Genomic DNA, 26,107 nt, shown 5'->3' with positions numbered 1-26,107 from the left:
GGCCGTCCCCGCCTCGTCATCAAATCCATGGATTGCAGCGCCTTAGCGCTCCTTCTTCTTGTACATCGCAAGCATGCGCCCGGTGACCGCGAAGCCGCCGAAGATATTGATGCTCGCCATCACCACCGCGGCGAGGCCCAGCCATTTCGACAGCGGCGATCCCGCCGCGGCGCTGGCGATCAGCGCGCCGACGATGATGACCGAGGAAATCGCGTTGGTGACGCTCATCAGCGGCGTGTGCAGCGCCGGGGTCACCGACCAGACCACGAAATAACCGACGAAGCAGGCCAGGATGAAAATCGAGAAAATCGCAATGAAGTCCATGTTATATCTCCCGATCTTCCTTGACTATCCGAGCAAGCGTTCGTTGACGACCTTGCCGCCCTGCGTCAGGCGGACGGCATTGCCGATCTCCTCGTCGAGCACCGGCCTTCCCTGCTCCTTGTCCCAGAAGGCGGAGAGGAAGTTGAACAGGTTGCGGCTGAACAGCGCGCTGGTATCGGCGGGCATCAGCGCGGCGATATTCTGCGCGCCGATCACCGTGACCCCGTGGATCCGCCTGGTCTCGCCCGACACCGATCCTTCGACATTGCCGCCGCTTTCGGCCGCCATGTCGACGATCACGCTGCCCGCGCGCATGGTCGCGAGCTGCGCGTCGCTGATCAGGCGCGGCGCCGGGCGTCCCGGGATCAGCGCGGTGGTGATGACGATGTCCTGCTTGGCGATGTGCGACGACACCAGTTCGGCCTGCGCCGCCTTATATTCGTCGGACATTTCGGTCGCATAGCCGCCCGCGCCCTCGCCCTCGATCCCCGCCACGCTTTCGACGAAGATCGGTTTGGCGCCGAGCGAGAGAATCTGTTCCTTCGTCGCCGAGCGCACGTCGGTCGCGCTGACCTGCGCGCCCAGGCGGCGCGCGGTCGCGATCGCCTGAAGCCCCGCGACGCCGACGCCCATGATGAAAGTCTTGGCGGCGCTGACCGTGCCCGCGGCGGTCATCATCATCGGAAAGGCGCGGCCATAGGCGTTCGCCGCCATCAGCACCGCCTTGTAACCGGCAAGGTTCGCTTGGCTGGACAGGATGTCCATCGACTGCGCGCGGGTGATGCGCGGCATGAATTCCATCGCCAGCGCCTCGAGTCCGAGCTTGGCATATTCGTCGACCCGCGCCCGCTCGCCGAACGGGTTCAGCCCGGCGGCGAGCCACGCGCCATCGGCGAAACCCGACAGGCCCTGCGGGTCGGGGCCCTGGATGGCGAGGATGATCCCCGCGCCCTTCAACACGTCGGCACGCGATGCGACGCTCGCACCGGCGGCGGCATAGTCGGCGTCGGCGATCGAAGCCTGCTCCCCCGCCCCGGTCTCGACGGCAACTTCAGCGCCCAGGCCGATGAATTTCTTCACGGTTTCCGGGGTCGCGGCGACACGGGTCTCGCCGGGGGCGAGCTCCCTCAGGACAGCAATGCGCATGCGGTCGTGCGTCAGGAGATCAGCAGGACGACGACGATGGCCACGATGCCGGTGGCGATCGCGCCGACCTTGAACAGGCTGAGGAAGCCCGAATAGGTTTCGTTCGCCGCCTGCATTTGCTGTTCCGCCATGGCTTTTCCCCTTGCCTCTTCCCCGTCGAAGGCGCGCGGAAATGCGGCCCAGAATCGGGTCTCGCGCCGGTCTTAGCCACGCCTTTCGCGATGCTCAAGGCCCGCTTTGCCATCATGGCACCTTGCGGCACGCCCGAAAGCCCTTAATCGCCCCTTTACTCCTGTCCGCTACAAGCCTGCATCAAAGCGGAACACTTCCGCGGGGACCGGCGGCAAAGGACGGATTCGAGGGCGATGGCAAGCACGCGCGACACGCGAACGGTGATGATCGTCGACAGCGAGCCGGCGCAACAGCGCTTTCTGTCGGCGCTGGCGTCGCGCGGCGGCTGGCGCAGCGTCATCGCCGCCGACACTGACACCGCGCTCGCCCGGCTCGGCACGCAGGACGGGATGGCGCTCGACGCGGTGCTCGTCGATCAGGGCGTGCCCGGCCTGCCGCTTGGCGAGTTCGTCGGCGAACTGCGCCGCTGGCGGCCCGCGCTGCCGCTGATCGTCATCACGATGCGCAACGGAGTCGAGGCGGCTGTCACCGCAATGCGCGCGGGCGCGAGCGATTTCGTGCAGAAGCCGATCGCCCCCGACCGCCTGCTCGGCGCGCTCGACCGCATCGCCTCGCCCGGCGGTCCGCAGGGTGAGCTTCGTCCGCTCACCGAAAAGCTGCGCGCGCCGCTGGCGTTCGAGGAAATCATCGGCTCGGCGCCCAATTTCCGCAGCGCGCTCGCCATCGCCGCCAAGGCGGCGCGCGCGCGCGTGCCGGTGATGATCAACGGCCGCACCGGCACCGGCAAGGAAGTGTTCGCCCGCGCGATCCACGGCGCCTCGCCGCGCGCCCGCGGCCCGCTCGTCATGGTCGACTGCTCGGCGGTATCGCCGGGACTGATCGGATCGGGCCTGTTCGGGCACGAGCGCGGCGCCTTTCCCGGCGCGTTCGACCGTCAGGTCGGCCGGCTGGTCCAGGCCGACGGCGGCAGCCTGATCATCGATCATGTCGAATGCATCCCGCTCGAGACGCAGGCGAAGCTCGTCGAGTTCCTGAACAGCGGCGAAGTGCAGATGATCGGCGGCTCGATCCGCCAGAGCGTCGATGTGCGCATCATCTCGACCAGCGCGAGCCCGCTCGACAAGCTGATCGAGGCGGGGCATTTTCGCGAGGACCTGTTCTATGCGCTGTCGGCGGCACAATTCACCCTGCCCGCGCTGTCCGAGCGGCGCGGCGACGTCGGGCCGCTTGCCCGCCACCTGCTCGCGCGCATCGGCGGCCTGCCCGGCATGGGGCCGATCGGCGTCACCGACGACGCGCTGCGCCTGCTCGCCGCCTATGCGTGGCCGGGCAACGTCCGCCAGTTGCAGGACGTGCTGTTCCGCGCCGCGGTCGCCAGCGAGACCGACGTGCTGACGAGCGCCGATTTCAAGGCGATCGAGGCGGCGCTCGGCGGCAGCGCATCGAGCGGCAGCGACGTCGCGATCAACGGCGAGGCAATCGGCATCACCCTGTACCTGCCCGACGGCAACCTGCGCCCGCTCGAAGAAATCGAGGCCGACGTCATCCGCCTCGCCATCGGCCACTACCGCGGCCGGATGAGCGAAGTCGCGCGCCGGCTCGGCATCGGACGCTCGACGCTCTACCGCAAGCTGAGCGACCTGGGGATCGACACGGCGGCATGACCCCATTTTCCCCTCAAGGGAGAAGATGCATCATCGACTCAACTCGTCATTGCGAGCGGCGAAGCCGCGCGGCAATCCAGAGTGGCGATAACCGCTCTGGATTGCTTCCCCCGGATCAGGTCCGGGTCGCAATGACGAAGTAGTTCAATCTAAAGTCGTGATTTTGAGGGAAGGTAAAGCTTATCCCGTCAGCGCCGCATCCCTGAGCCCGCGCCAGACGCGTAGCGCCTGCCGGGTTTCCGCAACGTCATGGACGCGCAGCAACTGCGCGCCCAACGCCGCCGCCTGATAGTGGAGCGCGATGCTGCCGCCGAGCCGCTGATCGGTGGCGGCTTCATTGTCGAGCGCGCCGATCATCCGCTTGCGGCTGGCGCCGAACAGGATCGGACAGCCCAAGGTGTGGAACAGCGCCAGTCCGCCCACCAACGCCAGATTGTCGGCAACCCCCTTGCCGAAGCCGATGCCCGGATCGACGATGATCCTCGCGGGGTCGATCCCCGCCGCGCGGCACGCCTCGACGCGGTCGGCTAGCATGTCGTAGACGTCGAGCAGGACGTGGTCATAGCGGGCACCCTCGTGCGGGTCGCTCTTCGCCGAGGGCGCGTGCATCAGCACCAACGGACAGCCGGCGCTTGCGACGACCTCCATCGCGCGGTCGTCGTAGCGCAGTGCCGAAATATCGTTGACGATGCCGGCGCCGGCGGCGAGCGCCGCCTCCATCACCGCGGCCTTGCGCGTGTCGATCGACACCGCGACGCCGCCCTTCGCCAGCGCGGCGACGACGCCCTCGACACGCCCGATCTCGTCACCTTCCCAGACGAGCGGCGCGCCGGGGCGCGTCGATTCGCCGCCGACGTCGACGATCGCGGCGCCCGCCGACGCCATGGCGAAACCGGCATCGGTCGCGGCGGCGGCATCGACATGCTTGCCGCCGTCGGAAAAGCTGTCGGGAGTGACGTTGAGGATGCCAACGATCTGCGGCTCGTTCAGCCGCACCGTGCGTTCGCCGAGCGCCAGCGCGGCGCGGGGCCGCGAGACGGCGGCGCGCTGCGCGGTCGCCGCCTCGGCCAGGCGGTCGGGCATCGCGGCGATCCAGTCGTCTAGTTCGGGGACCGGAACGATCGCCGACCGGACCGCATCGCCATCGCGCAGGCTGACATGCCACGCGGCGAACCACAGCATCGTGTCGGCGATGCGCAGACAGCCGTCGCCCAGTTCGTGCGGCCTGTCGATGAAGCAGGCGGGACGCAGATAGATGCGCGCGCCTTCCCCCGTCGTGCCAAGGTCGGGCTTGGTCAAGGGAGCGAACATCCGCCTCCCCTTCTCCGTTCGTGCTGAGCTTGTCGAAGCACCGTTCTTCCTTTGCGGGGTTGAAGAGAAGGACCGCCCTTCGACAAGCTCAGGGCGAACGGATTTGGAGGATGGCTACGCCTCGTTCGCGAGCAGCCAGTCCTGCCGCACTGCGTCGATCACGCGCAGTTCCCGGCCGTCGTCGAGGTGCCAGAAGGTCCAGCCGTTGCAGCTCGGCGCGCCCTGCACCGCCGCGCCGACCTTGTGAATCGAGCCCGCGGGCTGGCCGTCGCAATCGAGGCTGCCGTCGACGCGGACGGTTGCCTTCCAGCGCCGCCTGGCGTCGGTGAGCCGCGAACCCGGCGCGATCATCCCGCATTCGACGAGCGTGCCGAAAGCGACGCGCGTCGCCGCCTTGGGCGCCATCATCGTCCGCACCGTGCTTTCGTCGAGCGGCAGCGCCATTTCGATGCGCTCCTTCGCCGCGGCGATATAGCCGTCCTCGCGCTCGATGCCGATGAAATGGCGGCCGAGGCGTTTCGCGACCGCGCCCGTCGTCCCGGTGCCGAAGAAGGGGTCGAGAATCACGTCACCGGGGTTCGAGCAGGCAAGCAGGATGCGATAGAGCAGCGCCTCCGGCTTCTGCGTCGGGTGCACCTTGTGCCCGCCCTTCTTGAGCCGCTCCTGGCCGCCGCAGATCGGGATCAGCCAGTCCGACCGCATCTGCAATTCGTCGTTGAGCGTCTTCATCGCGCGGTAATTGAAGGTATAGCGCGCCTTTTCGCCCATCGACGCCCAGATCAGCGTCTCGTGCGCGTTGGTGAAGCGCGTGCCCTTGAAATTGGGCATCGGGTTCGCCTTGCGCCAGACGATGTCGTTGAGGATCCAATAACCCTGATCCTGCAGCGCGGTGCCGACGCGAAAGATGTTGTGGTAGCTGCCGATCACCCAGATGCTGCCATTGGGCTTCAGGATGCGGCGCGCCTCCGCGAGCCAGGCGCGGGTGAAGCGGTCATAGGTGCCGAGGCTGTCGAACTTGTCCCAATCGTCGTCGACCGCATCGACCTGGCTGCCGTCGGGGCGATGGAGGTCGCCGCCGAGTTGGAGGTTGTAGGGCGGGTCGGCGAAGATCATGTCGATCGACGCGGCGGGCAGCGAACGCATCATCGCGATGCAATCGCCCTGCAGGATGCTGTCGAGCGGCAGGTTCGCGACGGCCTTCGCTGCCGCGCGCTGCTTCGCGACCGGACCCTCGACCCGTTCCATCACACCCATGACCTGCCCCTGCTTCCGTTCGAAAGAAGGCCTTGATGAGTCCCGCGGAGTCCGCCGTCAAGCCCGGGATTCCGAGGAATCCGCCATCGGCGCGGCACGGCGCGACGAGAACGAAAGGAGTCTGCCACGACATATGGAGTCCGCCGCGACTCGCAGACTCAACCACTGGTGGTGTGGCCCGGCGGACTCACCTGCGAAAAATTTTTTCGAATGGCGCGGCGCTACCAGCGGTTCCAGACCTTCTCCGCGAAGCCGGGCAGGTCGCGCACCGTCATCGGCGTGCCGTCGTCGAGGATCACGCGGCCCGAGAACCAGCCGAACACCTGATCCTGCTCGGTCTTGACCATCCCCGCATCGACCTTTGCCCACCGGTTGACCACCGGCGCGAAATCCATCTCGAAGCGCCCGTCATTGCTGGTGAATCGCCACGGCGCGCTGTCGGGCGCGCCATCGGGCATGTGGAACGTCACCCGGTCCAGCTTGTGTGCGCGGCCGTCGACGAACAGCATATTCTCGCTCGCCGCCGAGGTGTCGCCGAAGCCATAGCCGATGTTGAAGCCGAACGGCCTGCCGTCGACCAGTCCCGACGCCGATCCCCAGTACCAGACATTGTCATAGGTCCAGACGCCGCGCCCCCAGTCGAGCACCGCGAAGGCACTTTCGGGAACGAAATCATAGCTTTCCGTTCCGACCCTCACTCGGCCTCGCGCCGGCATGCAGTTGATCTTCTGGTTATAATAGAAGGCCTGCGGATCGTCGGCGAAGGGCGTCGCGATCACCATCCGGTCCATGGGCGGCTGGTCGAGCCAGACCTCGCCCGACAGCCCGCGCCCATCATCGAACCCCGGCGCATGGACCGTCAGCCGCCGCCCGCCCGGTTCGTGGCGAAAGGCGAGTTCGAGACCGTCCTGCGCCTGGACGATGTCGCCGCGGTCGGCGCTGGCGGGAAGCGCCATGCTGCCCATCGGCTCGGCGATCAGGGCGCCGTGGTTGACGAAGCGCCGCCCGCGCAAATCCATCCAAGACACGCACAGAAAACCCGCATAGCCATTGTCGGCAACGGTCAGCGCGAGCCCGAAATCGCCATCGAGCACGCAATAATAGTCCCATTCCTTGATCCGCACCGGCTCCGCGCCGATCGCCGCGCGGTCGTAACGGCGGACCTCGCGCGTCGCATAGTCGGGGTCGATCAGCCGCCCCGCGGCATCGTGGAGCGGGCCTTCGGTCATCTGGCGCTGCATCGTCATCCTAGGTCACAGACCTAAAGCCCCGGATCGACGCCGGTCAGTTCGACCGAGCGGTCCCACAATTCGCGGGCGAGCCGGGGATCGCGCGCGCGGCCGGTCGCGCGCGCCGCGCCCGACGGCCCCGAAATCTCGCCCAGCCCCTGCGGCCCGACATAATCGCCGCCGCGCACCTTGGGCCCCGTCGCCGCCTGCAGCGTCGGCCAGGCGCCGCGTGCGGCGCTGTTGAAGAAAGGGGTCGCCAGCGGCGTCATCGAGCGCAACGGCCACGGCAGGTGCCGCGTCAATTCGGTGAGCGCGACGCCCGGATGGCAGCCGACCGCCTCGGTCTCCCGCCCCGCCGCGCGCAGCCGCCGGTCGAGCTCGAACATCGTCAGCAGATTGGCAAGCTTGCTCATCTGGTAGCGCGGCCAGCGAGAATAGCCGCGCGTCGCCGACAGGTCGCTGAAATCGATCTGACCTTCCTTGTGTGCGAGGCTCGCGGTGATGACGATACGGTGGTCGACATGCCGATGGAGCAGACCGGTGAAGGCGAAGGTGCCGAGATGGTTCACCCCGAATTGCAGCTCGAAGCCCTGCTTCGTCAGCGTCCGGGGCGGGATCATCACCCCGGCGTTGTTGATCAGCCCGTGCAGGCGCGGGCCCGCCAGCACCGCCGCCGCCGCGTCGCGCACCCGGTCGAGATCGGCGAGGTCGAGCGGCTGGAACGTCAGGTCGGCCTGCGGCACCTCGGCACGGATGTGCGCCATCGCCGCCTCGGCGCGCGCGGCATCGCGGCAGGCGAGGATCACATGCGCCCCGCGCGCGGCCAGCAGCTTTGCGGTTTCGAAGCCGATTCCGGCATTGGCCCCGGTGATCAGGAAGACACGCCCGGTCTGGGCCGACACATTGTCGGCCGTGAATCCGCTGCCCATCGCCCTCTCCCGCCGTCAGATCAGCGCCAGTTGCGCGACCGGCGCGAAACTGGAGCGGTGATGCGGCGTCGCGCCCAGCCGGCGCAGCGCCGCGAGATGCTCCGCGGTACCATAACCCATGTTGCGTTCCCAGCCAAAGCCGGGAAAGTCGCGCGCCGCCGCGACCATGATGCGGTCGCGATGCTCCTTGGCGATGATGCTCGCGGCGGAGATGCACGGATGCAGCGCATCGCCGCCGATCACCGCGCGCGCGCGATAGCGCCATCGCGGCAGCCGGTTGCCGTCGACCAGCACCTCGTGCGGGTCGCAGCCGAGCGCCTCGACCGCGCGCGTCATCGCAAGGAGGGTCGCCTGAAGGATGTTGATCGCATCGATCTCGGTAACGCTCGCCTCGCCGACGCCCCAGCGGCAGCGCGCCTTGATCTGGACCTCCAGTTCTCCACGCCGCTTCGCGCTGAGCTTCTTCGAATCGTCGAGCCCGGCGATGCCACCGTCGCACAGGATTACCGCCGCCGCGACCACCGGCCCGGCGAGCGGCCCGCGCCCAGCCTCGTCGACGCCGACGATCAGCATATCCCCTCCCGCTTGCGGGAGGGGCAGCGAGACCTGCGAGCTTGCTCGCCAGTCGCAGCGGGGCGGGCCATCTCGGCAGCGGGAACTCGCTTCGCTCGCACCCACACCTGGCCCCGCCCGCTTGCGGAAACGAGGCTCATAGCCGCCACGGCGGATACCTCCGATACTCGCCCGCCTGATAGAGGCACAGGCAATTGCCGGCCGGATCGGTCAGCCGCGCCTCGCGCCAGCCCCATTCCTCGTCGCGCGGCATGTGGTCGAAACGCACCCCGCGCCGCGCGAGATAGGCAACCCAGGCGTCGAGCGCGCCGCTTTCGAGATAGGTCGTCGCGCCGCCCGCTGCCGCGGTCTCGCCGACATGGATCGACAGGGTGACGCCGTTCACCGCCTCGAAGCGTGCATAGCCGTTCGCGGGACTGTCGACGATCTGCGTCAGACCCATCAGCTTGTAGAAGGCGACCGAGGCCGCATAATCCCGCGCCGGCAGTGTGAACTGATTGAGAGCGGGGCCGGTGAACAGCCCGTCGTTGCGCACCGCCTGCTGCCCCATCGGGCCATGGCCTTCGCCCAGCCCCGGCGCGGCGAGCAGCGACAGGCGCACGAAATCGCGCGCGCGCGCGATCGCGGGCTCCAGCGGCATGCCCTGCGCCAGCCCCGTCGCGATCGCGCTCGCCAGCGTACAGCCGGTGCCGTGGGTGTGCGGCGTGTCGATCCGCGGCGCCTCCCAGCGCGCGACCTCGCCCGCGTCGGGCTCGATCAGGCGGTCGGTCACCGTGTCGCCGTCGCCATGACCGCCCTTGGCGAGCAGCGCGCAACCGTGCGCGAGCACCGCCGCCTCACCGCCGAGCGCCGCCAGTTCATCGCGGTTCGGCGTCGCGACCGTCGCGCGATCGAGCAGCGCCTCGAAGGCGCGAATCGTCGCCGCATCGGCGAGCGCCGATCCGCTTGTCGCGACCATCACCGGATCGAAGACCACCGCCGCGCCGGCGAGGTCGGGCCGCGCGAGCCGGTCGGCGACCGCCGCCGCGGTCTGTGCGCTACCGATCATGCCGATCTTGACCGCGTCGACGCCGATGTCGGCCGCGACGCTGTCGATCTGCATCAGCACCATCTCGGCCGGCACCGCGTGGACACCCTGCACGCCCATCGTGTTCTGCGCGGTAATCGCGGCGATCGCGGTCATCGCGTGGCCGCCGAGCATCGTCACCGTCTTGATATCGGCCTGAATCCCGGCGCCGCCGCCGCTGTCGGAACCGGCGATGATCAGGACGCGCGCGGTCATCGGACGAGCCCGAATATCGAAATCATCGTGCGCCCGGATGCCGTCGCTCGGTCGAGGCCGGGAACTTCGCCAGTGCCGCCCCTTCGCGCAACGGCCGGTCGAGCAGGTCGCCGCCGCAATTGGGGCAGCGCTCGTCGAGTTTATCGGCACAGGTCGCGCAGAACGTGCATTCGAACGAGCAGATGAACGCGCCGTGGATATCGGCGGGCAGGTCGCGGCCGCAGCGTTCGCAATCGGGGCGCATTTCCAGCATATGATTGTTCCTTAACTTCCGTTTGCCCCGAGCTTGTCGAAGGGGGCCATTTTTCCTTCCCCGCTCTTAGAGAGAAGAACGGTGCTTCGACAAGCTCGGCACGAACGGAAACAAAAAAGCTTCTATTCCGCCGCGACGCGCACCGCGTCGCAGATCATGTCGACGACCCGTTCCACCTGTCCGGCGTCGTCGCCCTCGGCCATCACCCGGATGACGGGTTCGGTGCCCGAGGCGCGGATCACCAGCCGGCCCTTGTCCGCCAGCATCGCCTCGCCCTCGGCGATCGCCGCCGCGACCTGCGCATCCTCGAGCGGTTTGCCACCGGCGAAGCGCACATTCTTCAGCAATTGCGGCACCGGGTCGAACTGGTGGAGCAGCGCGCTCGCCGGCTTGCCGCTCGTGACCAGTTCCGCCAGCACCTGCAGCGCGGCGAGCGTGCCGTCGCCGGTCGTCGCATGGTCCGACAGGATCATGTGTCCCGACTGCTCGCCGCCGACGTTGAACCCGCCCTCGCGCATCCGTTCGAGGACATAGCGGTCGCCGACCTTGGTGCGGTCGAGCCGCAGCCCTTCGCCTTCGAGGAAGCGTTCGAGGCCGAGGTTGGACATCACCGTCGCGACGATGCCGCCGCCCTTCAGCCGCCCCTGCCGCGCCCAGCTTGCACCGATCAGCGCCATGATCTGGTCGCCGTCGACGATCGCGCCCGCTTCGTCGACGACGATCAGCCGGTCGGCGTCCCCGTCGAGCGCGATGCCGATGTCGGCACCGCTCGCCACCACCGTTTCCTGCAACAGGCCCGGCGCGGTCGAACCGCATTTGTCGTTGATGTTGGTGCCGTTGGGGGTGACGCCGACCGCGATTACGTCGGCACCGAGTTCCCAGAACACCGTCGGCGCGCTGTTGTATGCCGCGCCATTGGCACAATCAATCACGATCTTCAGCCCGTCGAGGCGCACTGCGGGCGGCAGGCTGTTCTTCACCGCGTGGATATAGCGCCCCCGCGCGTCCTCGATCCGCTTGGCGCGCCCGATGTGCGCCGGCGCGGCAAGCGGCGGCTCACTGGCGAGCAGCAGCTCGATCGCCGCCTCGTCAGCGTCGGACAGCTTGTAGCCGTCGGGGCCGAACAGCTTGATGCCATTGTCGTGGAACGGATTGTGGCTGGCGGAGATCATCACGCCCAGGTCGGCGCGCATCGACGGGGTCAGCATCGCGACCGCGGGCGTCGGCATCGGCCCGACCTGCACCACGTCCATCCCGACGCTGGTGAATCCCGCGACCAGCGCATTTTCCAGCATATAGCCCGACAGGCGCGTGTCCTTGCCGATCACCACGCGGTGCTTGTGCGTCCCGCGCAGGAAATGCGCGCCCGCCGCCATGCCCACGCGCATCGCGACCTCGACGGTCATCGGAACCTGGTTGGTCAGCCCGCGAATGCCGTCGGTCCCGAAAAACTTGCGCATGGCACCTCCGCTTCCTAATCGTCGGGATCAGACGCGAGCCCATCCCGCACAACCGGGACGGCCCTAAGTCACCCATTTTTGCTTGGCAAGCGGGCCGGGGGGTTTGAACGTGAAATCGGCATGGATCATCCTTTCGGCGCTGGTCGCAGGGATGCTGCTCGGGATCGGCATCGAAGGCGTTTCGCCGTCGGCGGCGCAGGCGTCGCTGCCGTTCGTCGAACCGTTCGGAACGCTGTGGCTCAACGCGCTCAAGATGACGATCATTCCGCTGATCGTCGCGCTGCTGATCACCGGCATCACCGCGACCGCCGACGCCGCGCGCGCCGGGGCGCTCGCCGCGCGCGCGGTGATGACCTTCCTCGGCGCCATCTTCCTGTCGGGGCTGATGTCACTGATCATGACCCCGTTGCTGATCGAGCTGTTCCCGCTGTCGGCGGAGGCGGCCGCGGCGCTGCGCCACGGGCTCGGCGGCACGGCGCAGACCGCGCCCTCGCCGACCTTCGGCGATTTCCTGCTGTCGCTGATCCCGACCAACCCGATCGCAGCGGCGGCCGAGACGGCGGTGCTGCCGCTGATCGTCTTCACCACCATCTTCGCCTTCGCGATCACCCGCATCGGCGAAGCGCAGCGCGCCCTGCTGTCGAACCTGTTCAAGGCGCTGGGCGACGCGATGCTCGTCGTCATCGGCTGGGTGCTCGCGCTCGCGCCCTTCGGCGTCTTCGCGCTCGGCTATGCGCTCGCGGTCAAGGCGGGGGTCGCGGCGTTCGGCGGGCTGGTCCATTATGTGCTGATCGTGTCGGGCATCGGGGTATGCTGCGTCGTGCTGGGGCTGCTGCTCGCCTGGCTCGCCGTCGGAGTGCCGCTGCCGCGCTTCGTCCGCGCGATGGTGCCGACGCTGGCGGTGGCGATCAGCACGCAAAGCTCGCTCGCCTGCCTGCCCGCGATGCTCCAGGCGTCGGCCGAACTGGGCGTGCCGCCGAAAAAGGCCGACATCGTGCTGCCGCTCGCGGTCGCGCTGTTCCGCTTCACCAGCACCGCGATGAACCTGGCGGTCGTCGTCTATATCGCCTGGCTGTTCGGGATCGGGCTGACGCCGTGGACGATGGCGGTCGGCCTCGCGGTCGCGATGGCGGCGGCGCTGTCGTCGGTCAGCCTGCCGGGGTCGATCAGCTATGTGACCTCGATCGCCCCGATCGCGGTGTCGATGGGCGTGCCCGTCGCGCCGCTGGGGCTGCTCGTCGCGGTCGAGACCTTCCCCGACATCTTCCGCACCATCGGCAACGTCGTCGGCGACGTCGCCGCCACCAAATTCGCCGCCGACCGGGTCGACGACGCACCCGCAGAAGGAGTTTCGCCATGAAATACCGCACGCTCGGCAACGGCCTGACCGTCTCCGCCATCGGCATCGGCTGCATGCCGATGATCAAGGGCGGCAACATCCTCTACGGCGAGAACGCCGACATCGACGAATCGACGCGGACGATCCATCGCGCGATCGACCTGGGCGTGACCTTCTTCGACACCGCCGAAATCTATGGTCCTTTCAGCAACGAGGAACTGCTCGGCGAAGCGATCCGGGGCAAGCGCGCGGGACTCGTCGTCGCGACCAAGTTCGGCTTCCGCTTCGAAGGTCAGCGGATCACCGGGGTCGACGGCAGCCCCGCCAACGCCCGCCGCGCCTGCGAAGGATCGCTGCGACGGCTCGGCATCGACACGATCGACCTCTTCTACCAGCACCGCGTCGACCCGGCCGTGCCGATCGAGGAAACCGTCGGCGGCATGATGGAGCTGGTGGCGGAAGGCAAGGTCCGCCACATCGCCTTGTCCGAGGCCGGCCCCGAAACGCTGCGCCGCGCCGCAAAGGCCGCGCCGATCACCGCCCTCCAGAGCGAATATTCGATCTGGGAGCGCGACGTGGAGGAAGAAATCCTGCCCGCCTGCCGCGAGCATGGCATCGGCTTCATCCCCTATTCGCCGCTCGGCCGCGGCTTCCTGACCGGCAGCGTGCGCAGCCGCGACGACCTGCCCGAGCAGGACTGGCGCCGCAACGATCCGCGCTATTCGGACGAGAATCTGCCCGCGAACCTGCGGATCGTCGATGCGATCGCGGCGGTCGCGGCGCGGCATGGCGTCTCCAACGCACAGGTCGCGCTCGCCTGGCTGCTCGCGCAGGGCGACGACATCGTGCCGATCCCCGGCACCAAGCGCCGCGTGACGATGGAGGACAGCGTCGGCGCGGCCGACCTGATGCTGACCGCCGACGACCTCGCCGCAATCGCCGCAGCAGCGCCGCGCGGCGGCACCAGCGGCCCTCGCTACGGCGAACAGGGCATGCGGATGGTGCGGCTTTAGGAGCGCCCCACGCCCCTCAAATGCGTGTCGAGCCGCTCCGCCAGCGCGTCGACCTTGTCCATCAACTCGGCGATGCGCATCTGGTCGATCTTCTCGTGCAGCCGCATGATCTCCAGTTCGGCGCGCAGGTTGATCTCGTAATCGAGCTTTTCGGTGAGCCGGTCCTTTGCCGCCTGCCGGTTCTGGCTCATCATGATGACCGGCGCCTGCACCGCCGCGAGCATCGACAGCATCAGGTTGAGAAAGATGAACGGATAGGGGTCGAAGGCGAGCCCCAGCCGGTCGAGCGCTTTCGAATTGATCAGCATCCATACGAACAGCACGCACGAAAAGGCGATGATGAAGCGCCACGACCCGCCCACCGCCGCGACCCGGTCGGCGAGCCGCTCGCCGAAGCTCGGCCGCGTCGCGCCGTCGTCGGCTTCGCCGATCGACTGGCTCGTCGGCGAGCGCTCGGCGATCGATCGGATCACCCGCTGCTCGGCCCGGTCGAGTTCGTCATAGGCGCAGCCGAGCAGGCGCAGCGACAGGTCGGACATTCTTTCGTCGCTGTTCACCGCGCCCTCACCCGATCCAGCGCCAGATGCCCGCCGCCATGAAGCCGAGCGCGCCGTGCGCCCAGGTCGCGGCGAGCCACAGCACGAAGCCGCCGGCCAGCGCATGGCCGCGCGGGATCGCGTCGCCCCAGGGGGTGACGCCCGCGACCTGCCGCGCGAAGGGGATGAAGCTGGTGCGCGCCGCCCAATGCCGCCACGCATCGCCCATCAGCCGCGCCTTCTTCACATCCTGCCCCGCCGAACCGACGAGCGCGAGAAAGGCGATCGTCGCCGACAGCACGAGTTGCCCCGGCGTCGGCATGACGAGCGCATGGGCGAGCGCCCACAGTGCAAAGCCCCACATCATCGGGTGCCGGGTGATCGCGAAGACGCCGCGCGGCGCCTTCTGCGCGGCAAAGGCGGCGCCGGGCGCGGGCAGCGCCGGATTGCCGATCAGCGATCCCATGAACAGGATGCTCGCGAACAGCACGAGCAGCGACGCCAGCGCCCACAACGGATCGTCGACGGCCCACAGCGGCGGTTCGGGCGGCATGCCGCGCCACGCCTGCACGACCATCGCCAGCGTTGCGAAGGCGACGACCGAATAGACGATCTGGAAACCGCGCGGGCCGAGCCGCCCAGCCAGCGGGTCGCGCAACGGATGCGAGAGCAGGAGGTGCGAACCGACGAAGAGCACGCAGGTCGTGATCAACAGCGACATCGGTTCCACGGGGTTCGTCTCCCTCCTGCGCGCCCTTCCGGCGCTACGTCATCGATCGTAGGCCTTGGGCAGCGCCCCTTCCTGCGGCGTGGCATAGCGGTCGCGCAACCGGTCCTGCCGCGTCGTCAACGACTGGCGCTTGCCGTCGATCCAGATCGCCGTCGGGCGACTGCCGAGTTCGAGCGGGTCGCGGTCCCAGATCACCACGTCGCCAACCCGGCCGGGTTTCAGTGACCCGATGGCGCCGTCCATGCCGATCGCGCGCGCCGGGGCGCTGCTGATCGCGGCAAAGGCCTGGTCCCAGCTCAGCCCGCTGGCTCCCGGCTGGCGGGTGAGCGCCACCAGATTGCCGGCATATTGCGTCGTATACCCCATTTTGTGCGCATCGTCGTCGTCGAACACACCGACCGACACGTCGATTCCGGCCGCCTTCAGCCGTCCCGCGTTCGACTGCGTCGCGCCCAGCCGCTCGAAGCTGTCGGGCAGGTCGCTGAGCGGCGATAGGATCACCGGCACCTTCGCGGCGACGATCTGCGGCGCCACCAGCCATCCCTCGGTCGCGCCGACGAGGACGAGCTTCAACGCCGGGAAATCGCTCTTGAGCCCCAGCACGTTCAATATGTCGGCGGCGCGATCGACGCGCACGAACAGCGGCGTCGTGCCGTCGATCACCCGCACCAGCGCATCGGCGTCGGCGCGCTGGATCATCGCGTCATTGCCCCATTCGGCGAGCGCCGCGGGATTGCGCGCATAGCTGCGCGCCGCGAGCAATTGTTCGCGGAACAGCAGGAAGGTCGCGGCGCGGCTGCCGCCCGCCTTTGCCGATCCATCCTCGCCGAAGGCGACGAACTGCAAGGCGCGGGGCCGCGTCACCATGGCCATGTCGTCGCCCAGGTCGACGACGGCGCCCTGCCCTGCGAACAGGTTGCTGCTGCCGCTCGGCGCGACGATCGCGCGGGTGACGCCCGCGGCGCGGTTCACCGCGACGGGCGAGCCCATCGGGTTGAGCGCGGGCGCGATGTCGAGCCCGGCCGAAAAGCGCGTGCGCGCCGCGGCGCGGTCGTTGGTGCCCGGCACGGCATCGACCTCGACCAGCCCGACGCGGCTGAACGCCGCGACGATCCCCGGCGTCACATAGCGGCCGCCGGCGTCGACCGCCTCGATCCCCGCGGGAACGGCGACACCCGCGCCGGCGGCGACGACCTTGCCGCCGCGCACCACGACGGTGCCGCCCTCGATCGGCGCGCTGCCGTCACCGACGACCAGCTTCGCGTTGGTGATCGCGATATCCTGCGCCGCGACCGGCGAAGCCGCCGCCACGGCGACGGAAAGCAGAAGCGCGCGCATCATTTCACATCTCCCTCGCCCGGCTGGCCCAGCTCGAAATCGCTCACCGGCCGCCGCTTGGGGTCCATCGCGTCGTACAGCAGCGCCCCGTCGACCCACACTTTTTCGGGGCGCGTATAGACACTGAACGGATTGCCGTTCCACAGCACGACATCGGCCATCTTGCCGGGCTTCAGGCTGCCCGTCTTCGCCTCGATACCCAGCGCCTTCGCCGGGTTGTAGGACAGCCAGGTCCACGCCTGCTCGTCGCTGATCTCGATCCCCATGCGGCGCCCGGCGGCAAGGCCCTTCGCCGCTTCCTGGTTGAGCCGCTGGATCTGGTTCGCATCGTCCGAATGGACGATCGTGCAGGTGCCGGCCTTGTAGACGAGCGGAATATTCTCCGGCACGCTGTCATAGGCTTCCATCTTGAAGCCCCACCAGTCGGCCCACAGCGCGGCGCAGATTCCCTCGCGCTGCAGCAGGTCGGCGATCTTGTAGGCCTCGACCGCGTGATGGAAGGCCGCGACCTTGTAGCCGAACTCGTGGCTCATATCGATGACCTGCGCCATCTCGTCGGCACGATAGCAATGGTTCTGCACCCGGATTTCGCCCGACAGCACGCCCGCGAGCGTCTCCATCGCCAGGTCGCGGTCGACCGTCTTTCCGTCGTCGAGCTTCTTCTTGTACGCCGCCGCCTTGGCCCAGGTCTGGCGATCGACTGCCATATTGCCCATGCGGGTCGACGGCATCCGGCCCTTGGCGCCATAGACGCGCTTCGGATTCTCGCCGCACGCCATCTTCAGCCCATAGGGCGCGCCGGGGAATTTCATGCCCTGCACCGTGCGCGCGGGCACGTTCTTGAGCACGACCGAGCGTCCGCCGATCAGGTTGGCGCTGCCCGGCAGGATCTGGAGCGTCGTGACGCCGCCGTTGGTAAGCGCGCGGCCGAACCCCGGGTCCTGCGGCCAGACGCTGTGCTCGGCCCATACCTCGGGCGTCGTCGGGCTGGTCGCCTCGTTGCCGTCCGAATGCGCGGGAACGCTGGGCGAGGGATAGTCGCCAAGATGGCTGTGGATGTCGATGATGCCGGGGGTCAGATATTTGCCCGTTCCGTCATAGACCGCGATGTCGGCCGGGATCGGCAGGTCGGCGCCACCGATCGCCTCGAGCTTGCCGTTCGTCAGCAGCACGGTGCCGTTGTCGATCCGCCCGCCCTCGCCGTCGAAGATCGTGACATTGCGCACCGCGGTCGCCTGCCCCGGATAGGGCTTGTAGGTCGAAGGATAGGGGTCCTTGTCGAACTTGGCGGGTTTGTCCGCCGTCGCCGCCGGCTTGTCGTTCGCCGACTCCACCGTGCCGTTCGACGCCGCGCATCCCGCGAACGCCAGCGACACCGCAGCCAGCAGGCTGCCCCTTACGCCCCTTGTCATATTATGCTCCCGGATTGGTAACAGGATGGACGCCGGCGCCCTGCGGCTCGGCCAGTTCCTCGGCGCCGGCCAGTTCGCCTTCGCGATCGCGCAGCGTGTCGAGGTGCATCCATTTCTTCACGATCGGCGACAGCGCGAGGACGACGACGCTCGCGCCGATGGTGATCAGGCCGATCTCCCAATAGATGCCGAGCGTCGCTTCCTTGGTCATGTCGCCGCTTTCGCCGCCGGTCGCCTCGCCGATCTTGCCGGCGACGAAATTGCCCACCGCGGTCATGTAGAACCACGCCCCCATGATCAGCGACGCCATGAACGACGGCGCGAGCCGGTTCATCGCGCTCAGCCCCACCGGCGACAGGCAAAGCTCGCCCGTGGTGTGGAGGAGATAGAGCAGGAAGACGAAGATCACCGGGGTCGCGACTTCCGGCGCAACGCTGTTCGCGCCCCAGACGAAGACGAGGAAGCCCGCGCCGACCTGCGCCAGCGCCAGCGCGAACTTCGCGGGCGCCGAAGGCTCCAGCCCGCGCTTGCCGAGCCATTGCCACAGCCCGGCAAAGACCGGCGCGAACAGGATGATGTAGATCGGGTTGATCGACTGGAACACCGACGCGGGCACCCCGCCTGTATCGACATAGCGGTCGGTGTAGAGGTTGAAGCTGCCGCCCGCCTGTTCGAACAGGCCCCAGAACAGCGGGTTGAGCGCGATCAGGAAGAGGATGGCGAAGATGCGTTCGCGCGGTTCCTTATCCAGCTTGAACGCCTGGAACAGCACCCAGCCGAGCAGCGAGAAGCCCGAAACGACGAGCAGCGTCTGAATGACGTCCTGATACTGGACGAGCGCCCACATCACCGCGACCGCGGCGAGGCCGACGCCATAGACGGTCCATTCGGTCTGGCGCGACAGCGGCGCGGACGCCTCGCCGGCGCCGAGCAGCACCTTCTTGCCGAGCACGAAGACGATCAGGCCGGCGATCATGCCGATGCCCGCGAGGCCGAAGCCGTAGGACCAGCCGACCTTCTGCCCCAGATAGCCGACGAGGATCGTGCCGAGCGCGGCGCCGACGTTAATCCCCATGTAGAAGATGGTGTAGGCCGCGTCGCGGCGCAGGTCGGTCAGGCGATAGAGCTGGCCGACCATCACCGAGATATTGGCCTTCAGGAAACCCGAGCCGACGATGATCAGCGCGAGCGCGAGCCAGAAGATGTTGATCGCGGAATCGGCCTGCTTCGTCGCGGCGTCGGTGATGCCGTGATCGCCCTCGAACGCCATGAAGAGATGGCCGAGTGCGAGCAGGATACCGCCGAACAGCACCGCCTTGCGCTGCCCCAGATAGCGGTCAGCAAGATAGCCGCCAAGCACCGGGGTGATATAGACGAGCGCGGTATAGGCGCCATAGATCAGGTTCGACTTGCCGTCGGAGAACAGCCAGTGCTGCGTCAGGTAGAAGATCAGCAGCGCGCGCATGCCATAGTAGGAGAAACGCTCCCACATCTCGGCGAAGAAGAGCATGTAGAGGCCCTTCGGGTGCCCGGCGAACTCGGGCTTTCTGCTGCCCGCGATGAGCGCGCCGATGCTCAGGAAGACGCCGAGGATGACCAGCGCGATGACCGCGATCCAGTCCCCCTCGTCCCACAAGGCCATGTCTTTCATGCGCGCGCGTCCCTTTTCCCTGTTTCATGTATTGCGGCCCCTCCGCCGCGCGAATGCGACAACCTAGCGCGAAAATTGCGTATGGAAAGAATCTAATTGCGCGCGTAACCAGTCCGGGCCGCGGCGTGCTCTTGCGAAAGCTTCGCAAAAAGCCCACATGCGCGGGCATGTTCAACGACACCTCCTCGCTGCTCGCCCATCTTTCGACACGCCGTTCGGGCAAGGCGCGCGACATGGTCGCGCCCGGACCCGATGCCGCGCAACTGCGCGCGATCCTGTCGCTGGCCCTGCGCACGCCCGATCATGGCAAGCTCGCCCCGTGGCGCATCGTCACCGTGGCGGACAGCCAGCGCGATGCCTTTGCGGCGCTGCTGAAGCGGGCGTGGATCGACGAGCATCCGGGCGCCGAGGGGATGGACCTGTCCGCGCTCGACCAGTTCGCGCATCAGGCGCCGACGTTGCTGGTGCTGCTCTCGACACCGGTCGCCGACAGCAAGATTCCGCGCTGGGAACAACAGATGTCGGCGGGCGCGGTCGGCATGAACCTGCTCCACGCGGCGCATGCCCATGGCTTCGTCGGAAGTTGGCTGACCGGCTGGGCCGCCTATTCCCTGCCGGTCGCGGCGGCGTTCGGCGCGCGCGAGGGCGATACGATCGTCGGCTATTTCTTCCTCGGCACGCCGGCCAGGCCGCTCGATGAACGGCCGCGACCGGAATATGGCGATGTCGTCCGCGACTGGGACATATAGTTTCGCCATCGAAAAGCATCACGCAAGGATCGCAATTTGACTGTGATGCTGTCTTATGGCATTAAGTCGGCATGCTCGATCAATCGAAACCGGTCTACCAGCGGCTGCGCGATGTCATCGCCAACGCGATCCTCGACGGCACCTATCGCGACGGCGACATGCTGCCGTCGGTCCGTTCGCTCGCGGCGGAGGAAGGCGCCAACCCGCTGACCGTCGCCAAGGCCTATCAGACCTTTCAGGACGAGGGGCTGGTCACGGTGAAGCGCGGCGTCGGCATGTTCGTCGCCGAGGGGGCGACCGATCGGCTGCGCACCCTGATGCGCGAGGATTTCCTGACCAACATCTGGCCGCCGGTCGCGCAGCAGATTCGCCGCATCGGCCTCGACGCGCGCGCGCTGCTCGACCTGACCGACGCCTGATTCGCCGGCTCGCCGGTTGCGGCGCGATGCTCAGCGCCCGATCTGGTCAGCCTTGTCGCGCAGGTCCTCCGCCGCCTGCCGGTCGCCCTGCCGTTCGAGCAGGTCGGCATAGATCAGCATGATGTCGCCGTTCAGCGGCTGGAGCCGGTAGGCGAGCGCAATCAGCGGCAGCGCGCGGTCGTCGCGATCCTTCGCGGCCCACGCGCGCGCCAGTTCGCGCAGGATCACGACGTCGCGATTGCCGATGCGCCGGCGGACGCGCTCGAAATGCGCGATCGCCTGGTCCCAATGCTCGAGATCCATCGCAAGGTGCCCGGCCAGCCGGTCGGCGGCGATGCTCGACGGCTGGCTGTCGCGTAATGCGAGGATCGCGGCGCCCGACCCCGCGGGATCGTTCGCGCGGTACAGCGCATTGGCGAGGCGCAGCGTCGTCCGCTCGCTCGCGTCGAGGTCGCGCGCCTTGCGATAGGCCTCGATCGCCAGCTCATATTGCCCGCCCGCCATCGCGGCGTCGCCCAGCAGGATATGCGCGTCGGCGACCCCCCGATTCGCATCGCGGAGCGCCCGCGCGCGATTGATCGCCGCGCCGCCGCGCCCGCGTTCGATGTCCGCGGCGATGGCGGGGATCACATTCGCCGGGTCGAGCGGCGCGGCGTCGGCGCGCATCGCGACGAGCCCATAGTCGTCGTCGACCGCAAAGGGCGCCGCATCGCCCCGCGTCAGCGCGGCCGCGCGCGTCATATAGCCCGCCGATGCCGCACGCGCGCCCTGCTCTGCGGCGACGCGCGCCGCGAGCAGCAGCGACCAGCTGTCGGCATCGGCGCGCGCCACCAGCGGCGCCAGCGCCTCGCCGGCGCCGTCGGCATCGCCATCGGCCCAGTTCGCCGCCGCCAGGATACGCCGCGCCGTCGCATTGTCGGGCTGCGCCATCAGCAGGCGCTCGGCCCAGCTCGCCGCCACCGCCTCGCCGCCGAGCTGCAACTCGACGACCGCGCTCAGCAGCATGAAGCCGGGCTGATCGTCCATCTCGCCGCGCGTGCGCTGCAACAGGCTGCGCGCCAGCTGGTAATCGTCGGCGCGCGCGGCCAGCACCGCCTGCAGATAATAGAGGCGCGGATCGCCCGGCGTGACCGCCGCGGCGCGGCGCAGCGCCGCGAGCATGTCGCGGTAGCGCCCGAGATCGCCGAAGGTCGCGGCCTGGTCGATCAGCGCCCCGGCATTGTCGGGGTCGATCGCCAGCGCCTTGTCGTACCAGGACAGCGCGGCGACCAGGCCCTGCTGCGTGCGCACCAGATTGGCCTTCAGCGCCAGCGCCCCGCTGTTCTGCGGATCGAGTTCGATCGCATAGTCGACCGCGTCGCGCGCGCCGAGCGTATCGGCATTGGCGTCGCGAAAGCGCGCGACGTCGACCCACAGCGCCGATTCGCGCGGCAGTTCGCGCACCGCGCGGTCGAAGGCATCGCGCGCCGCGCCCAGGTCGCCATTGTCGAGATGGACGTTGCCCGCCACCCACGCCGCTTCGCCGATCGCCTCGGGCGCGATCGGGCCGGCGTCGAGCGTCTGCAATGCCCGCCGCCCGTCGCCCTGCATCGCATAGGCGCGCGCGAGCAGCGGGCGCAGCACCTCGGCATTGCCCCCCGCCGCGAGCGCGGCCTTGACCGCGGCTTCGGCGGCGACGCCGTCGTGCAGCGCGATCGCGACGCGCGCCAGTTCGGTCCGCGCGTCGAGCGCGGCGGGGTCATCGGCGATGGCATCGCGCAGTTCGGCGCGGCGTTCCTCGAGCGTCGCGCGCCGGTCCTGCGGGCGCGGGCCGCCGCACCCCGCGAGCAGCGCCGCCCCGCACAGCGCGCCGATCCAGGCCCCCCGGACGCGCATTCACCCCTGCATCTGATATTGCTTGAGAAGGTCGTAGAGCGTCGGACGGCTGATCCCGAGCAACTTCGCCGCCAGCGAGATATTGCCCTCGCTCTGCGTCATCGCGCGGCGGATCGCGACCCGGTCCGCCGCCTCGCGCGCGCCGCGCAGGTTCAGATAGGCCTCCTCGCCCCCGTCGCCCGCCGCCGCCATGTCGAGGTCGTCGCGGGTGACGAGCTTGCCGTCGGCCATGATGACGGCGCGCTTGATCCGGTTTTCAAGCTCGCGGACATTGCCCGGCCACCGCCCCTCGTCGATCGCCTGCAGCGCGTCGGGCGCGAAGCCGCGGACGCCCGAGTTCATCGCCGGCGCATATTGGTGGAGGAAATGCCGCGCGAGCAGCACCGGGTCGCCCGGACGTTCGGCGAGCGCGGGAATCCGCACCACCATCTCGGCCAGCCGATAATAGAGATCGTCGCGAAAGCTGCCCGCGGCGATCATCGCGTCGAGGTCGCGGTGCGTCGCGCAGACGATGCGCGTGTCGACCGCGATCGGCTTGCGCCCGCCGATGCGCTCGATCGTCCGCTCCTGCAGGAAGCGCAGCAGCTTGACCTGCAGCGGCAGCGGGATGTCGCCGACCTCGTCGAGGAACAGGGTGCCGCCGTGCGCCAGTTCGATCTTGCCCTCGGTCGTCTTGACGGCGCCGGTGAAGGCCCCCTTCTCATGCCCGAACAGCTCGCTTTCGAGCAGATTCTCGGGGATCGCGGCGCAGTTGATGGCGACGAAGGCACCGTCGCGGCGCGGGCTCGCCTCGTGCAGGCCGCGCGCCAGCAACTCCTTGCCGGTGCCGCTCGCGCCGAGCAGCATGACCGAAACGTCGAGCCCGGCGACGCGCTCGATCGTGCGCGCAACCTTCAGCATCTCGGGGGCGCCGGTAATCATGCCGCCAAGGACGCGGTTGTCGTTCGCGCCCTCGCCCGCGAGCCGGGCATTCTCGGCCTCCAGATCGTGGACATGAAAGGCGCGGCGAACGATCAGGCCCAGTTCCTCTATGGCGATCGGCTTCTGATAGAAATCCCAGGCGCCGCTCGCAATCGCCGCCAGCGCGCTCGCGCGTTCGCCGTGTCCCGACACGACGATCACCTTCGTATCGGGTTTCATTTCGAGGATCGCCTTCAGCAGGCGAAACCCCTCGCGCGTGCCGTCGGCGTCGGGCGGCAGGCCCAGGTCGAGCGTAACCACCGCCGGCTCCTCGGCACGCAGCAGGTCGATCGCGGCGTCATGATCGCCCGCGATCAGCACGCGATAATCGTCATAGGCCCATTTGAGCTGCGCCTGCAGGCCGGGGTCGTCCTCGACCACCAGCAGCGCACGCGGCTCTCCCCCCCTGTCGCTCATCGCGTCGCCACCTTCGTCATCATCGTTCCGATCGCTTCCTCCGCCGCCGCGCCGCCGGCAAGCGGCAGCCACAGCGTGAACCGGCTTCCCTCTCCCGGCTCGCTCGAAACGTCGATCATGCCCCCCATCGCCTGCGCGATCTGCAATGCCTCGAACGCGCCGAGGCCGAAGCCGCCCTCCTTGGTCGATACGAAGGGCTTGAACAGTTCGTCGCGGATGAAGGCGCGGCTCATCCCCACGCCGCGGTCGATCACGTCGATTCGCACCCGCCCCTGCTCGCTCGCCGCGACAAGCTGCACGGTGGCGCCCTGGGGCGAAGCGTCGAGCGCATTGGCGGCGAGCTGCTCGACGATCTGGGCGATCGCCGCGCCGTCGCCGCGCGCGGCGAGCCCGGCATCGCAGCCCACGAACAGGTCGCCGCGCGGCCGCAGCCCGGCCGCCACATCGGTCAGGATCGGCTCGACCAGCACGCGCTCGACGCTCGCCGCCCGCGCGCGCTCGCGCGGTGCCAGCCGGGTCAGAAGATCGCTGAGCCGCCCCGCGGAGATTGTCAGCGTCTCGACCATGTCGGCGCGGAACGCGGGCTTGTCGGCGTGGCGCTCGGCATTGCGCGCGAGCAGCGAAAGCTGGCTCGCCAGATTCTTGATGTCGTGCATGATGAAGGCGAAACGGCGGTTGAACTCGTCGAAGCGGCGCGCCTCGGAAAGCGCCTGCTGGCTCTGCGATTCGGCCAGATAGCTCGCCGCCTGCTGCCCCGCGATCCGCAGCACGTCGAAATCCTCCCAGTCGAGCGCGCGCAGCGCGGGCGGGCGGTGCAGCACGGCGACCGCGATCATGCGCTGGAAATGCAGCAGCGGGACGACGACCCAGGCGCGCGCATCGGCGATCAGCCAGTCGGGCATCGCCAGCGCCTCGGCATCGTCGGCGCGCCCGTGGCGCACCGCTTCGAGGTCGACGATATGCTGCGTTTCCTGCAACATGAAGGCGGTGCGCAGCGGCAGCCGTGCATCCTCGTCGATCGCGACGGGCCAGCCCCAATGCTCGGCGACGTGAAAGCCGCCCTGCGCGTCGGGCAGCATCAGCAGCGCCGCGGGGCTTCCCGTCAGTTCGGCCAGCGCCTTGGCCACGCGCCGATGCAGGCTGGTGCCGCCCTCCTCCACCTGCGCCAGCGTCGCGGTGAAGCGCATCCACTCGGACCGATAGTCGTAGCGATGCTCGAAGAAATGCTTGCTGATCGTGACCGACAGCCACGCGCGCGCGCGCGCCGATGCGAACAGCAGCCCGCCCGCGCCGAGCGCGACGAGCAGGAAAAGGCTTTGCGCAAGCTCGCCATAATCCCCGCCGACCAGCCGCGCCACGGCGCCCGCCAGCGCGATCAGGATCAGATAGGCGGCGCCGCCGACGAGCAGGACGGCGCGCATCGCGGCGGGCCGCGACAGCCGCATCCGCTCGCGCCCGATATCCATCGCGGCAATGACGAAGGTGGGCAGGATCAGCAGCGCCACCGCTGGGACGAGCGCGATCAGCGTCGAGGCGCGCTGTCCGGTCAGCGTGCCGATCAACTGGATATTGAGTTCATAGGCCCACAGCATCGCAAAGCCCCCCGCGACGGCAAGGGTCGGCATCCGCATCCGGCCGCCGGCGTGGCGGGCGCCGCCGTCGATCAGCAGCAGCCCGCCCGACGCCACGACCATCGCGACGATCGTCAGCGTCGGCTTCAGCCACGCCGCCGCGGTGCCGCCGTCATGGAGCCATGCGGCCGCGCCGCCCGCCAGCATCGCAAGACAGAGCGCCGCAAGCAGCCGCTGGATCAGCCGCAGCGCTTGCGAGGTCGGCGCCGCCGCGGTCCGAAAGGTCCCGGCGAGCCAGCCAAGGATCGCCAGATCGCGCAGCGCCTGTGCCGCGAGCGTCGGCGGCGACCCCGCGCCCGACAGATACAGCGCGGCGCACCAGAGCGCCATCGCCGCCGCCGCGATCGTCAGCCGCCCCGGCGCCGGCATCAGCACCGCCATGCGCGCGCGCGGACGCGTCAGCAGCCAGATCAGCGCGCCGACGAAGCCGAGCAGCGCCAGACCCGCCAGCAGGTCCGACAGGGCCGACAGCGCGCCCAT

The 26,107-nt window shown here is 68.6% G+C and carries 23 protein-coding genes; 5 read left to right on the top strand and 18 right to left on the bottom strand.

Translation table 11 applies throughout. The features are described from left to right. Positions 1-42: 42 nt before the first annotated feature. Both SGRAN_RS10525 and SGRAN_RS10520 read right to left on the bottom strand, forming a co-directional pair. Entirely contained in the window at positions 43-324 is a 282-nt protein-coding gene (locus SGRAN_RS10525) for a proton-translocating transhydrogenase family protein (RefSeq protein ID WP_067106989.1), read from the bottom strand. A 24-nt stretch (positions 325-348) separates the two neighbouring features. After that, complete coding sequence (locus SGRAN_RS10520) at positions 349-1,470, bottom strand: NAD(P) transhydrogenase subunit alpha (protein WP_067183411.1); 1,122 nt, start codon at positions 1,468-1,470, stop codon at positions 349-351. 365 nt (positions 1,471-1,835) lie between these two features. Here SGRAN_RS10520 and SGRAN_RS10510 point away from each other — a divergent pair, with 365 nt between their 5' ends. Further along, positions 1,836-3,266 carry a sigma-54-dependent transcriptional regulator gene (locus SGRAN_RS10510; RefSeq protein ID WP_067106997.1) on the top strand — a complete coding sequence of 477 codons (1,431 nt, stop codon included), beginning with the start codon at positions 1,836-1,838 and terminating at the stop codon, positions 3,264-3,266. Positions 3,267-3,446: 180 nt separating this feature from the next. Here SGRAN_RS10510 and folP read toward each other — a convergent pair whose 3' ends face one another. The 8 genes from folP to glmM all read right to left on the bottom strand — a co-directional run bounded on the left by folP (position 3,447) and on the right by glmM (position 11,557). Further along, positions 3,447-4,577: a dihydropteroate synthase gene (gene folP, locus SGRAN_RS10505; protein WP_067183408.1), complete on the bottom strand. Its 1,131-nt coding sequence runs from the start codon at positions 4,575-4,577 to the stop codon at positions 3,447-3,449. A gap of 114 nt (positions 4,578-4,691) precedes the next feature. After that, positions 4,692-5,831, bottom strand: a complete 1,140-nt coding sequence (locus SGRAN_RS10500) for a site-specific DNA-methyltransferase (RefSeq protein ID WP_067183405.1) — start codon at positions 5,829-5,831, stop codon at positions 4,692-4,694. Between the two features lie 221 nt (positions 5,832-6,052). After that, positions 6,053-7,060 (bottom strand): DUF2804 domain-containing protein, encoded by a 1,008-nt coding sequence (locus SGRAN_RS10495; protein ID WP_210434224.1) that lies wholly within the window; start codon positions 7,058-7,060, stop codon positions 6,053-6,055. 32 nt (positions 7,061-7,092) lie between these two features. Beyond that, entirely contained in the window at positions 7,093-7,989 is an 897-nt protein-coding gene (locus SGRAN_RS10490; protein ID WP_067183399.1) for an oxidoreductase, read from the bottom strand. 15 nt (positions 7,990-8,004) lie between these two features. Next, positions 8,005-8,562, bottom strand: a complete 558-nt coding sequence (locus SGRAN_RS10485) for a ribonuclease HII (RefSeq protein ID WP_067183396.1) — start codon at positions 8,560-8,562, stop codon at positions 8,005-8,007. A gap of 136 nt (positions 8,563-8,698) precedes the next feature. Continuing rightward, positions 8,699-9,844, bottom strand: a complete 1,146-nt coding sequence (gene thiD, locus SGRAN_RS10480; RefSeq protein ID WP_067183393.1) for a bifunctional hydroxymethylpyrimidine kinase/phosphomethylpyrimidine kinase — start codon at positions 9,842-9,844, stop codon at positions 8,699-8,701. A gap of 22 nt (positions 9,845-9,866) precedes the next feature. After that, on the bottom strand, positions 9,867-10,097 hold the full coding sequence (locus tag SGRAN_RS10475) for a DUF1272 domain-containing protein (RefSeq protein WP_067107017.1): 231 nt from the start codon (positions 10,095-10,097) through the stop codon (positions 9,867-9,869). 122 nt (positions 10,098-10,219) lie between these two features. Then, positions 10,220-11,557: a phosphoglucosamine mutase gene (gene glmM, locus SGRAN_RS10470; RefSeq protein ID WP_067183390.1), complete on the bottom strand. Its 1,338-nt coding sequence runs from the start codon at positions 11,555-11,557 to the stop codon at positions 10,220-10,222. Positions 11,558-11,666: 109 nt separating this feature from the next. Here glmM and SGRAN_RS10465 point away from each other — a divergent pair, with 109 nt between their 5' ends. Then, entirely contained in the window at positions 11,667-12,917 is a 1,251-nt protein-coding gene (locus SGRAN_RS10465; protein ID WP_067107073.1) for a dicarboxylate/amino acid:cation symporter, read from the top strand. Continuing rightward, on the top strand, positions 12,914-13,909 hold the full coding sequence (locus tag SGRAN_RS10460; protein ID WP_067183388.1) for an aldo/keto reductase: 996 nt from the start codon (positions 12,914-12,916) through the stop codon (positions 13,907-13,909). The genes SGRAN_RS10465 and SGRAN_RS10460 overlap by 4 nt, the downstream gene beginning before the upstream one ends. On the opposite strand, the gene SGRAN_RS10455 is transcribed toward SGRAN_RS10460, so the two are convergent. Genes SGRAN_RS10455 through SGRAN_RS10435 form a run of 5 tightly spaced genes read right to left on the bottom strand, consistent with a single transcriptional unit; the run spans position 13,906 to position 19,576 of the window. Beyond that, positions 13,906-14,448 carry a DUF1003 domain-containing protein gene (locus SGRAN_RS10455; RefSeq protein WP_067183386.1) on the bottom strand — a complete coding sequence of 181 codons (543 nt, stop codon included), beginning with the start codon at positions 14,446-14,448 and terminating at the stop codon, positions 13,906-13,908. The two genes, SGRAN_RS10460 and SGRAN_RS10455, sit on opposite strands and share 4 nt — an antisense overlap. A 25-nt stretch (positions 14,449-14,473) precedes the next feature. After that, positions 14,474-15,175, bottom strand: a complete 702-nt coding sequence (locus tag SGRAN_RS10450; RefSeq protein WP_082737196.1) for an NnrU family protein — start codon at positions 15,173-15,175, stop codon at positions 14,474-14,476. A 39-nt stretch (positions 15,176-15,214) separates the two neighbouring features. Beyond that, entirely contained in the window at positions 15,215-16,516 is a 1,302-nt protein-coding gene (locus tag SGRAN_RS10445) for an amidohydrolase family protein (RefSeq protein ID WP_067183380.1), read from the bottom strand. After that, positions 16,513-17,925, bottom strand: coding sequence for an amidohydrolase (locus SGRAN_RS10440; RefSeq protein WP_082737195.1), 1,413 nt, complete (start codon positions 17,923-17,925; stop codon positions 16,513-16,515). The genes SGRAN_RS10445 and SGRAN_RS10440 overlap by 4 nt, the downstream gene beginning before the upstream one ends. A 1-nt stretch (position 17,926) precedes the next feature. Beyond that, the gene (locus SGRAN_RS10435) at positions 17,927-19,576 is read right to left on the bottom strand and encodes a peptide MFS transporter (RefSeq protein ID WP_067183376.1); all 1,650 of its coding nucleotides are present in this window, start codon (positions 19,574-19,576) and stop codon (positions 17,927-17,929) included. Positions 19,577-19,743: 167 nt separating this feature from the next. Here SGRAN_RS10435 and SGRAN_RS10430 point away from each other — a divergent pair, with 167 nt between their 5' ends. Further along, positions 19,744-20,325, top strand: coding sequence for a nitroreductase family protein (locus SGRAN_RS10430; RefSeq protein ID WP_067183373.1), 582 nt, complete (start codon positions 19,744-19,746; stop codon positions 20,323-20,325). Between the two features lie 71 nt (positions 20,326-20,396). Beyond that, a complete protein-coding gene (locus SGRAN_RS10425) occupies positions 20,397-20,744 on the top strand; it encodes a GntR family transcriptional regulator (RefSeq protein ID WP_067183371.1) in 348 nt (115 codons plus the stop codon). Between the two features lie 30 nt (positions 20,745-20,774). On the opposite strand, the gene SGRAN_RS10420 is transcribed toward SGRAN_RS10425, so the two are convergent. Genes SGRAN_RS10420 through prsK form a run of 3 tightly spaced genes read right to left on the bottom strand, consistent with a single transcriptional unit; the run spans position 20,775 to position 26,107 of the window. Next, positions 20,775-22,619, bottom strand: a complete 1,845-nt coding sequence (locus SGRAN_RS10420; protein ID WP_067183368.1) for a tetratricopeptide repeat protein — start codon at positions 22,617-22,619, stop codon at positions 20,775-20,777. Continuing rightward, positions 22,620-23,996, bottom strand: a complete 1,377-nt coding sequence (gene prsR, locus SGRAN_RS10415; RefSeq protein ID WP_067183365.1) for a PEP-CTERM-box response regulator transcription factor — start codon at positions 23,994-23,996, stop codon at positions 22,620-22,622. It lies immediately after the preceding gene. Next, on the bottom strand, positions 23,993-26,107 hold the full coding sequence (gene prsK, locus SGRAN_RS10410; RefSeq protein ID WP_067183363.1) for an XrtA/PEP-CTERM system histidine kinase PrsK: 2,115 nt from the start codon (positions 26,105-26,107) through the stop codon (positions 23,993-23,995). The genes prsR and prsK overlap by 4 nt, the downstream gene beginning before the upstream one ends.

This window comes from Sphingopyxis granuli, assembly GCF_001559015.1.
Lineage (GTDB): Bacteria > Pseudomonadota > Alphaproteobacteria > Sphingomonadales > Sphingomonadaceae > Sphingopyxis > Sphingopyxis granuli.
Note: the sequence above shows the minus strand (reverse complement) of the source record. Positions and strands in the feature narration are given on the sequence as shown.